Below are 12560 nucleotides of genomic sequence, written 5' to 3'. Positions count from 1 at the left end.
AAACTGTTAGCGATTTACTTTACGTCTACCAATCCCATAATAGTTTATAGACATCTTTGATCACAGGGTTTTTAACCGTCCAAATTAAAGCTGGACGACCTGAAATCAATGTTTCAACGGGCTGAATTTCGGTTAAAGTTTCATGAGATGTCACCCTTCTGTATCCTCTAAAGCTTCTATAGGGCCTATCTCGATGAAAGATAACTGTAAGCTTGAACTCCTCGGTTGGCAGGATGATTCGAACAGACCAATACTCTGGTTGGTTATTGAATGAATTTTTAAGTTTAGCAGTTATTTTCTTGTCGATACTTTCTCCCTTTTTAAGGACGTGCCCAAAGTTCGATTTTACAAATAAATCGCCACCCTCTTTCCTGATTTCTTCAATTATACCAGGGTGTACTTTAGGTTCACTAAATTCTCCGTCTGCACTCATATGATCGGTAAACGAACTTACACCATTTTTCAAACAAAGAAATTTTGTCTTCCTGCTGTGAATCGCGAGATCGCCATTTACATCCTGCAAATCGATCTCAACTTCATGCGTCAAAACTTTTAAATCAAATGTGATCGCATCCTTTTTATTGAACTTAAGATATAGAGCCACCGAAATTATTATGCATACCGCGGTGATTTCCAACGAAAGCTTCCTATCATGTAAAAAATAATCCAACCCGATAATTAAAGAAACAACAGTTAGTACGAACCCAGAATACTTAGCTATATTGTCAAAATTCATTTAAAGATAGTTGTGTATTAATTGGCTTATTAGGTAGCTAATTTAACATTTTAAACGTTAGGAATTTGTACCCCAATAGATTATATTATAAGGTAGAGTCATCGGGTTACAGTAGTTAATGAATTTCATTTGGATAGCCTATGCAAGATTTACAAAGTCGTATCAGGAAGATTTTCCAGTCAGCCAATCCATCGAGCCCAAAAGGTTATGCATTAGGCATATATCAAGATGGTGCAAAGGAATTTATATTCGAAGGCAAAGCGTCCATCGAACACGATGTAGCAATTGACGGGAAAACTAAGTTTCACATTGCATCGCTGACCAAGCATTTTGTGGCGGAAATATTTAGATACTTGGAACGTAAAGGAGTAGTAAGTGAACACGATGATTTAAGAAAGTATTTTTCAGAAATTGATTCAAATCTTCAAGATGTTAAAATCAAACATCTCTTAAACCATACAAGCGGACTTAGGGATCAATGGGAACTTACCGAATATGCCGGTTGGAGGCCTCAAGATGTTATAACTAATGACGACATCTTACAGCTCCTTAAGCGACAAACGGTTTTAAACTTCCATCCTGAAAGTCATTATGCATATAACAATACTGGTTATACACTTCTGTCGATTATTTTGGAGAAAGTAACTGGTGAAACGATCCAAAAGCTAACGACAGATTATTTATTTGAACAATATGGCACCGTAAATACAGGCTATTACTCATATAAAGATAGTTTGGATTGGATGGCTACACCATACGTACCAAAGCCTTCTATCAATGGTCAGTATGAAATTAGTAGGCCAAATTTCGATGTTACTGGCTCGACATCAATGTATTCGACTATTGAAGATCTAATTTCGATAGAAGAAACGTTTTATAAAACCCAAGTGGGCTTACCTTCCATAGAAAGGAAAGAACTCCTCTATCATGACGGGTTGATGATTCTTGAGTCCAATGGGTTAAGTGTGCAAATGCATAGCGGTTGGGATTACGGATACAGCGCTTTCTTACTTAGAATACTTTCGTCGAAAGTCTCGATAGTTATTTTATCGAATTATGGAGTGTCCAATTTATTTCCTTATGCAATGCGCGTCGCTGCTTTAATTGACGGAAGTCTTTCGAAAGCAACCCTTATCAAACACAATTTAGAAGGAGCGAAAGTATCTTATCCGAACCCAGATACCTTTGAGAGTGGTTGGTTCCTCAATAAACCCTCGAATATCATCTTTGAAGTTGACAGTGAAAATGCATTGAAAATTCAGGGTAATAATTTATTTCAAATAGATGATAAGAACTTTCTTATTCAAGACTCGTTGACACAGATTGAATCTGTGTCCTCTACCTGTTTTAACTATGTTAGTTTTGGTCTGTCGCTGCAATTCACAAAGCTAACAAGGGAGCAAATTGCATTTTCTTTAAAGAATTATGAGGGCACATATTACTCAGTTGAATTGGACGCAAAGTATTCCGTTGCATTGGAGCAAGGCGCTTTGGTGCTACTAGGCAGGAAATTTGTACGCTACAACCTGCGACAGGTAACGAACGAATATTTTATAACGCCGAGATTTACATTAAAATTTATTGTAGAAGAAGACCGAATCCTAGGCTTTATTTTATCCAATCAAAGAATGTGGAACCTGAGTTTTCAAAAGCTACGGACTTCATAGGCTCCTAACTCAAATATTGCAGAGCTCGAACCCTAAAAACAAGCTGCTAAGCTATGTGACTTCTAATTTCATCTCGATTGTGTGTTAACAAGCGTATAATGAATAAAGAGCCGGATTGATTGGCTCTTTAAAAATTAAAAGGAAGGTTGTAAACTATTTAAATATTCAACTGCTTTGTTTGCCGCACTCGCAGCACGGAAAATAGCGCGATTGTCCTCACGGAGCACCTTCAGCCAGTTATCAATGTAGGCCGCATGATTGCCTTTCTCAACGGTTGGCAAACTGAAGCCACTACACAAAAAGGCAGCCCCGAATTCGGCTACCAATTCTTCATTGGCGTATTTTTGATCACCGAAACGTGATTTTTCCAAACGATCCAGGCGTTTCTTGGCACCCGTCCAATGGGTCAGCTCGTGAAACAATGTAGCCAGGTAATTTTCTGTGATTGAACATTGGTCTGTTTCTTTAAAGCTTGCTGCATATGGCATAAAGATTTTGTCCTGAGTGATGTCATAGTAAGCACCGCTGTTTATTTCACAAATCTCAGCGCCGGTATTGATAATGAACTGTTCAATTTCAATCGTTTTGTTGACGGACGGTTTGATCTTGTTAGTATCTTCGGCTGTAGTCTCGGGGGTCGTATAGCTTTGCAACTGACAACGATTGTAGACTGTTGAAACTTTGGCAAACGGCACTTTTTGCAGCTCCCCATCGACCTCTTTTTCATAGGTGTCATAAAAAATGATCAATTGCGTTTTTGCACTTTCACCTTTGCGGATGCGTTCACCTTTATCGTTCCATTGCTTGAACGTGGCCCATTCGTCCGACTGATAGTTGTTTTTGATAGCATGGGCCCAAAGAAGGATGATGTTGATGCCTTGGTAACGTTTGCCGGTGGTAAAGTTGACCGGGATTGTAAATCTGTTGCGTGAGTTGTCATCGAAGGGTTTTTGCCAGGGAACGACGCCCTTCTCTAATTGTTCAATAATGGTATCGGTTACCTGTTGATAAACGTCCTTTTGATTTATGCTGAAATCGGATTTTGCAGTGGTTGCTGCTTGGGTCATGTTGTTTTCCTCTTAGGTTGATAAGCTGTAATAGGTGAATGGGTGTCAGTGGTTCCAGTGTTCAGGGCCGTACCATTGGCCGTTGATCAGAATTTCGTTGGCTTCATTGATCGGTACATATTGCTTTGAGCCGTCGAACATGAGCATGTTTGCGTATGTGTTATCGAAGCTGAATCCGCTGACTTGGAATACCCAAAGACTGAGTTCCCGATTGGCTAACTCGTAAGTGTCAAAGTGTTGAAGGAAGCCTTGAAAGTTTCGAACTCTGAACTTGTATTGTTGTGTCATTGTTTATGCCTTTCCTGTTTGAAGTTGATGGTTGCAGGAGATGACCAACAGAAGTTCAAGGGAGCGAGCCAAATTTTAATTTGGATGGGCGAGTGAATTGGCCCGCAGGGTCAAGAGGAAATTAACTTTTGGTGTAAAGACCGGCTTCTGTTAATCTCATGCAAAAACCATTAACTGCATCAAAACAGGAATGGCTTAAACGATGACGTCGTGCGACTAAGTGTAGTTGAAATGCTGCTTTTCCCTTCCGGCACAGGTGAATCGGAAATGCTTTAACATTCGCTGGTTGCCACATGCCAGTCGTTCACGTCTTTAAAGGCGCGATACAATCCGTTCATCGGCTTATGCCCTAAACCGTCCTGAGTCCTGACAAAGCGATTAATGGCTAAGGTGGCATTGTTGCCGCGTTCCGTATTATCCATCCAACTATACAAGGTCTGGTAGCCGTAACCGACCAGATAAGGAAACGCAGCAGTAAGGTGCCTAACCGAATTCAAAACGATGCTATCGTGCTGCGATACGTATTGCGGAAACCGCAAAAGAGCCGATAGGTAATCGAAACTGTCTTTGAACAGATGTACGGCCTTTGGCTTTGCCACCTCTCCGCGTTTAAACGTTACGGTTTGAGGGCCGACCGTGCCTTTCATAAAGATGTTGCGTAAGGAGTAGCCTTCGTCCTCGTTCTCAAAGGCAAGCGTGTACATGCGTTTGCCGGTGCCTACCTCCTGCACATAGGCTTCAAAATAAGTTTTACGTGCAAGGTCGGAGGGAATTCCGCGCTTTTCCAGGTAGCGGATAAGCGCCAGGTCTTCCAACTCATCTTTGCGGCTGATACGCCAGCCGGGCAGCAAAACCACATTTGATGATTTTGCTGAACCGGGTTTGACAACCATATTGTTGAGCCAGCGTAGCGCATCGGTCTCGGTGTCGTCTTCGTTCGTGGATTTAAGATACAGCATGACGAAATCGACAACACCGCCGATCTTGCCGATGGTGCTATCGTGCCAGGTATTCTCTTCCGATCTTACAATCATGCTACCCGGCTCTTTATCGTGTAGCGGTGAGTCATACACCAAAGCGTTGATGCAGATGTCCAACGGTTCAAAGCCGAGAGCGAGCAGGACTTTTGTAAGTGGAATGAGGTTAGCTTGTTCCAGCTTCATGTCGCCTCCTATCGCACAAGGCGGCTGTTGAGAAAGTCGTCGAGAGACGACTTGCGATAGCGAACGGCCCTGCCTACCTTGATCGGCTGTAGGTCGTAACGTTTTGTGCAGTCCCATACGGCCAGCGTATGCGGATTGGTCAGGCCTAGATATTTTGCTGCCGCCTTGCGGTCGAGCAACGGGTCGTGATGGTTGTCACGCATGGTTACCTCACTGGAAAAAATGAATTTTTGAAAAGTGGCTTCTGGTGGCCCTAATAGATGTAGGTTTATAATCCTACGTTATAGAAAATTCAATGGGAATTCGTTCCCATTAACAAAGAATAAAATACAATTATAAATTGTCGGCCTAAAAGGATATAAAATTGCCCCTGCAAGGCAGGGGCAATCCGGTTCTATACACCGGGAAAGTTGATCGTCGATTCGATTTCTTTCAATTTCAGATTACATTCTGAGAAAATGAACTGAGACACCATGCGGATCAATCCTGGAGTGGACGTCAGGAACTCACGTCCTTTATCATCGCGGATAATCAGTTTGCAGCCTTGGTAAGGGTTCTCATTTAGCTCGTCGCCTTCCTGGGCTAAGGCAACTTCGAAGGCTTCCAATTGGCGCATACGGGAGATCAGGTTGATGCGCTGAACGCTTCTACGGTGCAGGTCGCTTACCATTTTAAGCTTGTCATCAAGGGTTAGCTCGACTTTGGCCGGTTGTACCTCCGATTGTTTCACTTCCTGCTTTGCTTCTACCGCAGGTTCGGCCTTAGGCTTGTCGGCCTCTGGCTTGGCATCCGCAGTCTGCGCTTTGGCTGGCTGGGCAGCATGGTCTTTTTTTGCTGCACCGTTTTGTGAATTGTTGTTTGCTTGTTTTGCAGGTTCGTTCTTAACGCCTACACCGTTCAGATTGTTAAATTCCATGTGGAAATGTTTAATAAGTTAAAAAATCTGTTATCACCAAAGTCATTTGAGGTTGCCTCATCTGCCCTTTGATAGAGGCTAGATATTTGCGCGGTGGGCTGGCTGGCAAGGCTGACGCTAAAAAATACTACCCGTAGCGTAGCAGAGGTGTGGAGATTTTTTATGCGGCACTCCGCATGGCCTTGACAGCCGAAGAGGTATAAATTCGCCTCGTTCAAAGGGTTGATGAAGGCACACGGCCAATGTGGGGATGACAGGTTTTTACATCAACTATGCCATTGGGATTACAATTGGAGCAGTGAGGTAGTGAAAATGGAAGCTATGGAACGTAGCGGCCAGTTCATAGAAAAACAGCTTCAACAAAAAATCGCATGTCCACAATAAGGGAAGCGCCCTGACTGGAGCCAGGGCGCTGATAGTCTAAGGTTTCAGATGATGTACGGCTTGAAGTGATACATCGTCTATTACTATGCGTCGAACCTTACGCGCGGCATTGGCATATACGCTAAGTGGGTATTTGCCTTCGAAGTTATCATCACGAACAATGCGGTGCAGAAAGTCCTGGCATTCTTCGAGTTCAGCGATACTTACCAAACCCAACTCTGGAAAGCCCATGCCGAGATCACATAAGCCAAAGGCGATTTCCGGATAGTCAGGGTCAAGCTCACTGATTAACCAGGTCATTGAAGTGTTGGTCAGAAATAACCTGACGACTGGCGGGTAGTCTTTATCAGGGCTGGTATCGCTGCCGTTTTTTATGAGCTGTTCGTACTGCGCCTGAGTGAATAATGAAGACATTGTATTTTCCTTTCATAAGGGTTGATGGTTACAGGCGATGACAGAGCCGGAGTTAAGCGAACAAACCGGCTGTTATTTTGGATGGGCGAGTGAATTGCCCCAATGGGGCAAGAGGGAAATAATAGTTGGTGTCGAGAGCGCTTCGGCTAATCGCGTGTGCCCAACCATCGATCCCATAACTATAAAAGGAAAGAGCGTGTCTTAACTAATTCTGGTGCAAAGAATAATGCGCATCAAGCAACGGTAATCTGACGACTGTAAGTTGAAGTCTCGGAGTGGATGCGACTTGATAGGTATGAGTGAAAAGAGCTAAGGCAACTAGAAATAATTGCCTCAGCTATGAATCAGTTGCTTATGAGGGTCATGTTAGTTTTAATCGCCTGACGGCTTAGCAGCTTCCGCCTGGTCTGCAAGATCGAAAACATGATGGACGAGAAACGCTTCCACCAATGACAGTGCGTAACCATCATCAATGGGTAACATATCTTCGGTCAACAGGATTTCGTCGATGTAAAGTGCTGGATTCCACAGCTTGCGGATCAGTTCTGGCTGTTCGGGTTCCATACGCTCTAAAACACGTTCAAAAGAATTCTCGGCAGTTTCAAGGAACCTTTCACGAATGCCGGTTTCTAAAGGTAAAGTTGTAATCTGGATATTGTCTGTTTGTATGTGGCGTTTTTCTTTGATAGGAGGTTCATCACCTAATTTCCCAATGACATCACGATTCAAACGATAGTCCTGATACATGGTCTGATGCCCTTCAACGTCAGCAAAGACTTGTTGGAAAACGTCCAGTCGGAAGTCAGGGTCGTATCTAAGCTGATTGTCTGTTTCAACACCACGAATGTAATAGTGCCATTCCTCCGCACTGATTTTGTGCTGGTTGTCGAAGAGTAGTTTGGCAAGTTCAAATTCGCTGGCTGTACCTTTGGTGAGGTCTGCCCATTTTCTGAATCCGGCCAGTCGAGCCATTAGGTGTTGTGCATCCGCCAGTTTGAAATCTTCTTCATCAATGTCAAAATCCAAAAAGAGTCCGTCAATGTCGAAAAATCTTGGATTGTACTCATAAACATCACTGTCGAATTCTGGATCAAAACGAATTGTTTGGGTTTTGAAGTCTCTAAGCAGGTTTTTTGCTTGCAACCTGAAAAAGTCGATTGGTTTCATAATACATACCTTTTTTAGCCAAGTTCATTATCTATGGGTGGAGCGTTCGTAATCTGTTGACTAGATAACAACCTTGGCGGGTTTGCATTATTAATCTGTTGGCTGATGAAATCTTTGCACGAACGAGCTGGCTTGCCAACGAGCACACACAATTATAAGTATAATTTCAGAAATCTTGCTTGGAAACGAGGCCACAAATTATTGTGCCTTCTTAACTTCCTGATATTTTCTCTTCAAAAACCGATTTTGCTTTGTGAAGCGTGCCCGAACATAGCTGTCGAGTGTAGGCATTGTTCGAAAGTCAATTCTGTCAGCATTTAAGGTTAAGATATATTGGCTCCCATTGAAGTTTGCTTTATTAGCTAGGAAGTTCAGGTTGCGCTGTAGCGTATCCTGATCAACGTCGAAGATATTGTCATGAATTAAAAAGCCAGGATGGTTTTTCCTTGTATGTTCATCAATAAGGAGTGCGAGGTCATAAATAAAAGTTTTTTCGCGTTCTACACTGTGGCTCCCATCGTCAGCAATTCGCATGGTTATCTCCACAACTTGAACACGATTTACCTGCTTGATTTGAAGAGATGCCTGCCTAGTTCCTTGAACGTATTCATGGATCATTAAGACAGTTTTTTCTAAACTTTCAATGACCCTGCGGTGCTCTTGAAGCAACGATTGCAAACGCAGGAGTTCTTGCTCTTTTCTTACTCTATAATGCTGTCTGTCAGCAGTTAACTCATCATATCGAAGAACAAAACTTCTTAATTCTGAAAGCTGGTCCGATTTGTCTTTAAATGCTGCATAGGTTTGCTTAAGATTTTTAAGCGAACCATTCTGGTTTATTACTGATAATCCCTTTTTATACTGGTTATCCAATGATTCAAGCTCATTGTCTATTTTCTCAACTTGAGCAATGATTACTTTTTTTCGCTCACCTAGAAGCCTGTTTTGAAATTCATCGATGCTGTTTTTAAATTCTATCGCTTCTGATAGGCTCTTTTTTATATGTTTACCTAGTCCCGCCTTTAAATTGTCGTAGAATTCAGATATTTCGCCTAGGTCGAAATCTACTCGTTGTGATACCGGTTTCAGTTTTGCGAGCTGGAGTTTCAAAACCCCTTTTTGTCTGCGTCGCGCTTCAATGTCTTCCTCAAGTCGGATAAGATCAGACTTAATTAACTCATAACCGGCAATATTTAGGTATTACGGGAATGTTGACCAGGCGATTCCGTGGCAAACTGACCAGTCTAAGAACTGGCGGAATGGTGCAGCAAATGCTGTAGAAGCATTATTACAAAGTTAGCTATTAAAGGTTATTATTGGTAACTGATTTCTTTTTCATCAGCCCTGCGTTTTTTTCTCATAGATTCTCCTTTGAGCTCCAGTCTGTGAGCGCTGTGTACAATACGATCCAGTATGGCATCAGCTATCGTTTTTTCGCCGATCACCTCATGCCATTTACTTACCGGAAGTTGTGAGGTAATGACCAGTGAGGCTTTGCCATGCCTGTCTTCGATGATCTCCATCAGGGCAGCCCTGTTTTGCGCATCAAATGGCTGCAATCCGAAGTCATCAAGTATAAGCAGGTGCTGCCGTTCGATCTTTGCTATTTCTTTGATGTATGAGCCATCGGCCTTGGCCATCTTTAGTTTGGCCAGTAGTTTGGGGGTACTGGCGTAGAGTACTCGGTAACCCTGCGTACAAGCTTGATAGCCAATTGCAGAGGCTATATAACTCTTACCTATACCGGTGCTACCTGTCAGCAATACATTCTCATAACGCTCGATGAATGTGCAATCTGCAAGCCGCATTACCTGATTACGATCAATGCTCCGGTCCGCATGGTAGTTTACATCTTCGATAGATGCTTTGTACCGGAACTTAGCATAATAGATCTGCCGCTCAATGCGACGATTATGCCGATCATCCCATTCGGCATCAATGAGATGAGCCAGCAATTCATCGGCCGTATAGCTATCTGTTTGCCCGGTTTCCAGGCTGCTTTGGAAAGCATGGAACATGCCGAAGAACTTCATCTTCCGCATCTTGTCTAAAGTGTTCGTGTTCATATTGATATTATTATTGTTTATTGGTAATAGTCTTCTCCTCTGATATTATCATGCTCCGGCATGGTAAGTTCATTTGCAAACAGGCTTTCTTCGTACTGATCAAGGTTCTTTTCCAGAATCATCTGTATGGTCTTGTAACTGTACATACCATAACTCAGCCCCCTTCTGCAAGCCATGATCAGGCGTTCATTACCCGCCTTACTGGCAAAGCCCAGTACGCCAACGCAAGATCTATAGGCATGCTCTGCGTAATTTTTGCGATTGAGAATGTGTTGAATATAAAGGCGCACGTCCTCATGGATTGATGCCGCCCATGAGAGGAACTTATCTGGATTCCAGTCGGCAACAAACTGGTGGGTGGAGGCCAGATGGTCTTTGTCAGTAATATAGCGATGCAGTCCTCTGGTACGCTTGTGAATGGCTATTCGTTCATAATGATAAAAGGCCTCTACTGTGGAACTGGAATAAAGCAGTTTTATCTTTTTGCCGATAAAGCGATAAGGGACACTATAGTAGTTTTTGTCAGGCCCAAGGCTGACATGCCCGTTTTTCATTACGGTTGCATGGAACTGTTTTTTAAGCTCATAGCGTAATACAGGCAGAGGCATGAGTGTTTCGCGCTCTACCTCCTCAAACTGCTGCCTGCGGCTATAGGGGCGGCTTTGCATTAACCTGTTATTGTGCTCTTCCAGTAGTTCATGTATAGCTGCATTCAGCTCTTTTAAAGAATGATAGACGTTCTTACGAAGCGGCACATAGATCCGAGTGTAAATGATCCTTACAGCACCTTCTACCAGTGCTTTATCCCGTGGCCGGAACGCCCGAGCCGGTAAGATAGTCGTGCAATAATGATTGCTAAAGTCTTCAAACGTTTCATTCAGCGTAGGTTCGTAACGGTTACTTTTAGTGACGGCAGCTTTCAGATTGTCCGGAACAATAGCTTCCGGCACGCCGCCAATATAGTGGAGTGTATTCTCACAGGCCGTTATGAAGTCTTCTTTTTGCTGGCTCAAAACAGCTTCTACATACGTCAGTTGGCTTGCTCCAAGTATGCCTATAAAGACCTCAACAGGAATGATCTCACCGGTTTCCTTATCGGTTATATTCAGCTTTTGACCGGCAAAGTCTACGTATAGCTTATCACCGGCTTTGTGATCAATATGCATGACAGGGTTAACCCGGGCCTTCCACTGCGTATAGTAAAAGCAGAACTGGCTATATTGATAACCATCCGGGAACTCTTTGCGGTAGGCCTCCCAAAGTATATGACGGGTAACACCAGTACGTTTCAGCTCTTTATCTACTTTGGGAAAGCAGCGCAGCATGGCTTGCATACGGCTATTGGGCGGTTGTTCTTTTGCTTTGCCAAACAGATCTTCCAGCTCTTTGTCATTGAAAGCATTTACTTCATCAAAGGTAAAGCCGCTCTCTTTGAAAGATGCCAGGTACTTCTTTACGGTGTTTCTGGATGCATCGGCCTGGGCGGCTATAGACATAATGCTGCGCCCATTCGTATACATCCTTAAGATCTTTCTTATCTTATTCATACTGATCGTAGTGTTTGCCATGCTATTGAGGAGTTTTAAACCCTCAAAGATGGCGGCTTCTACCGCATCAGCTGCATTCCAGGGTGGTCATTTTCGCCCGGAATCCCTGGTCAGTTTGTCCCGGAATAGGGTGGTCAATTTGCGCCGGAATGATCGACCTCTTTATTCCGGAATACTTGGTCATTTTCAGCAGAATACCCATGCTATGTTTCACTATTGACAATGACTTATTAAAAGCTACTTTTTAATTGTTTGATGGGTCGTATTTAAGCTGCCCTTTCATTGAGTAATCCTGCAAATCCTTCATAATCATGTGGAACCATTACCTCCGGCGTGTTAGAACTTTCATACCTGCTGGTAATGAGCTTTGAAATCGTATGAGCTGTAAGGTGCTTCTCAGATAGTGGAGCAATAATCTCCCGAACCTGCTCTTTACTGAACTTTGGATCAAGCCAACTCCCTTCTATATCGCGTTCCAGAATAAAGGGTTGCCATAATTTGCTGTTATGTATGCGTGACATGAGCGAATTGGCGGGGTTGGTTAAAATCGAGTATGTCTTAACCACTTCACCTGTTTCAGGGTCAACCCAATGGCTATAAATGCCGCCAAAGGAAAAAATTTCCTTAGACTTTAGATAAATGTAATGAGGTATCTTTGTTTTTTTATCGAGATGATGCCACTCATAAATACCCGTTGCTGGTACAAGGCAGCGTTTTTTCCCAATATAATTGCGAAATGACGGTTTATCAAAAACCGTTTCGCCAATCGCATTTAAAGTTTGATTACTAAACTCCTGGGCCTGCTGCCGTGCTGGTATTGGCTTGCCTCGGCTATCTGTTTTATTGGGGTCATGCTTAAACCAGTGGGGGATCAATCCCCATTTATAAAGCTGTATCTTATTTGGTTCATCTGCTGTAATAACGGGCATAGCATTGTGCGCAAAACCGTCGGTGTGATAAACAACTTCATAGTCATTCATCAATTCTTTTGTCTCGTCACTTTCCAAAGAATACCGGCTACCCAGTTCAATTGGATCGGCTACTAAAGCATAGTGGTAACACATAATCAGATGATTTAGAGACCTAAGATAACGTTTTCGAGGGTATTAGCGAACCGATTCGATGCTATTCTGCAACGCGGAATA

General features: G+C 43.0%; 12 protein-coding genes. 1 reads left to right on the top strand and 11 read right to left on the bottom strand.

Annotated features, from left to right (window positions below; translation table 11 throughout):
* Positions 1 to 25: 25 nt before the first annotated feature.
* Entirely contained in the window at positions 26 to 736 is a 711-nt protein-coding gene (locus tag ABDD95_RS18665) for a hypothetical protein (RefSeq protein WP_345948863.1), read from the bottom strand.
* A 140-nt stretch (positions 737 to 876) separates the two neighbouring features.
* On the opposite strand from ABDD95_RS18665, the gene ABDD95_RS18660 reads away from it, so the two are divergent.
* Complete coding sequence (locus tag ABDD95_RS18660) at positions 877 to 2403, top strand: serine hydrolase (RefSeq protein ID WP_345948862.1); 1527 nt, start codon at positions 877 to 879, stop codon at positions 2401 to 2403.
* Between the two features lie 134 nt (positions 2404 to 2537).
* Here the strand turns inward: ABDD95_RS18660 and ABDD95_RS18655 are convergent, their stop codons facing one another.
* From ABDD95_RS18655 to ABDD95_RS18610, 10 genes are all read right to left on the bottom strand, one after another.
* The gene (locus ABDD95_RS18655) at positions 2538 to 3470 is read right to left on the bottom strand and encodes a zincin-like metallopeptidase domain-containing protein (RefSeq protein ID WP_345948861.1); all 933 of its coding nucleotides are present in this window, start codon (positions 3468 to 3470) and stop codon (positions 2538 to 2540) included.
* A gap of 560 nt (positions 3471 to 4030) precedes the next feature.
* Positions 4031 to 4792, bottom strand: a complete 762-nt coding sequence (locus ABDD95_RS18650; protein WP_345948860.1) for a hypothetical protein — start codon at positions 4790 to 4792, stop codon at positions 4031 to 4033.
* Between the two features lie 137 nt (positions 4793 to 4929).
* Positions 4930 to 5124 carry a helix-turn-helix domain-containing protein gene (locus ABDD95_RS18645; RefSeq protein WP_345948859.1) on the bottom strand — a complete coding sequence of 65 codons (195 nt, stop codon included), beginning with the start codon at positions 5122 to 5124 and terminating at the stop codon, positions 4930 to 4932.
* Between the two features lie 191 nt (positions 5125 to 5315).
* Positions 5316 to 5837, bottom strand: coding sequence for a hypothetical protein (locus ABDD95_RS18640; RefSeq protein ID WP_345948858.1), 522 nt, complete (start codon positions 5835 to 5837; stop codon positions 5316 to 5318).
* A gap of 420 nt (positions 5838 to 6257) precedes the next feature.
* Positions 6258 to 6635 carry a DUF2958 domain-containing protein gene (locus ABDD95_RS18635; protein WP_345948857.1) on the bottom strand — a complete coding sequence of 126 codons (378 nt, stop codon included), beginning with the start codon at positions 6633 to 6635 and terminating at the stop codon, positions 6258 to 6260.
* Positions 6636 to 7007: 372 nt separating this feature from the next.
* Positions 7008 to 7802: a hypothetical protein gene (locus ABDD95_RS18630; protein WP_345948856.1), complete on the bottom strand. Its 795-nt coding sequence runs from the start codon at positions 7800 to 7802 to the stop codon at positions 7008 to 7010.
* 198 nt (positions 7803 to 8000) lie between these two features.
* The gene (locus ABDD95_RS18625; protein WP_345948855.1) at positions 8001 to 8912 is read right to left on the bottom strand and encodes a DUF2326 domain-containing protein; all 912 of its coding nucleotides are present in this window, start codon (positions 8910 to 8912) and stop codon (positions 8001 to 8003) included.
* A gap of 203 nt (positions 8913 to 9115) precedes the next feature.
* A complete protein-coding gene (istB, locus tag ABDD95_RS18620; protein ID WP_345948854.1) occupies positions 9116 to 9868 on the bottom strand; it encodes an IS21-like element helper ATPase IstB in 753 nt (250 codons plus the stop codon).
* A gap of 17 nt (positions 9869 to 9885) precedes the next feature.
* Positions 9886 to 11415 carry an IS21 family transposase gene (gene istA, locus ABDD95_RS18615; protein ID WP_345948853.1) on the bottom strand — a complete coding sequence of 510 codons (1530 nt, stop codon included), beginning with the start codon at positions 11413 to 11415 and terminating at the stop codon, positions 9886 to 9888.
* A 266-nt stretch (positions 11416 to 11681) separates the two neighbouring features.
* On the bottom strand, positions 11682 to 12422 hold the full coding sequence (locus ABDD95_RS18610; RefSeq protein ID WP_345948852.1) for an SOS response-associated peptidase: 741 nt from the start codon (positions 12420 to 12422) through the stop codon (positions 11682 to 11684).
* Positions 12423 to 12560 lie beyond the last annotated feature (138 nt).

The organism is Mucilaginibacter sp. PAMB04274 (assembly GCF_039634385.2).
Lineage (GTDB): Bacteria > Bacteroidota > Bacteroidia > Sphingobacteriales > Sphingobacteriaceae > Mucilaginibacter.
The sequence above is the reverse complement of the archived record's forward strand: the minus strand, read 5'-3'. Positions and strand labels throughout refer to the sequence as shown.

What these genes read in the sequence shown, in the direction of transcription:
- ABDD95_RS18630 (WP_345948856.1), bottom strand. Translation starts at nt 7,802, where the DNA reads ATGAAACCAATCGACTTTTTCAGGTTGCAAGCAAAAAACCTGCTTAGA.
- ABDD95_RS18645 (WP_345948859.1), bottom strand. Translation starts at nt 5,124, where the DNA reads ATGCGTGACAACCATCACGACCCGTTGCTCGACCGCAAGGCGGCAGCA.
- ABDD95_RS18665 (WP_345948863.1), bottom strand. Translation starts at nt 736, where the DNA reads ATGAATTTTGACAATATAGCTAAGTATTCTGGGTTCGTACTAACTGTT.
- ABDD95_RS18660 (WP_345948862.1), top strand. Translation starts at nt 877, where the DNA reads ATGCAAGATTTACAAAGTCGTATCAGGAAGATTTTCCAGTCAGCCAAT.
- istA (WP_345948853.1), bottom strand. Translation starts at nt 11,415, where the DNA reads ATGAATAAGATAAGAAAGATCTTAAGGATGTATACGAATGGGCGCAGC.
- ABDD95_RS18655 (WP_345948861.1), bottom strand. Translation starts at nt 3,470, where the DNA reads ATGACCCAAGCAGCAACCACTGCAAAATCCGATTTCAGCATAAATCAA.
- ABDD95_RS18640 (WP_345948858.1), bottom strand. Translation starts at nt 5,837, where the DNA reads ATGGAATTTAACAATCTGAACGGTGTAGGCGTTAAGAACGAACCTGCA.
- ABDD95_RS18650 (WP_345948860.1), bottom strand. Translation starts at nt 4,792, where the DNA reads ATGATTGTAAGATCGGAAGAGAATACCTGGCACGATAGCACCATCGGC.
- istB (WP_345948854.1), bottom strand. Translation starts at nt 9,868, where the DNA reads ATGAACACGAACACTTTAGACAAGATGCGGAAGATGAAGTTCTTCGGC.
- ABDD95_RS18635 (WP_345948857.1), bottom strand. Translation starts at nt 6,635, where the DNA reads ATGTCTTCATTATTCACTCAGGCGCAGTACGAACAGCTCATAAAAAAC.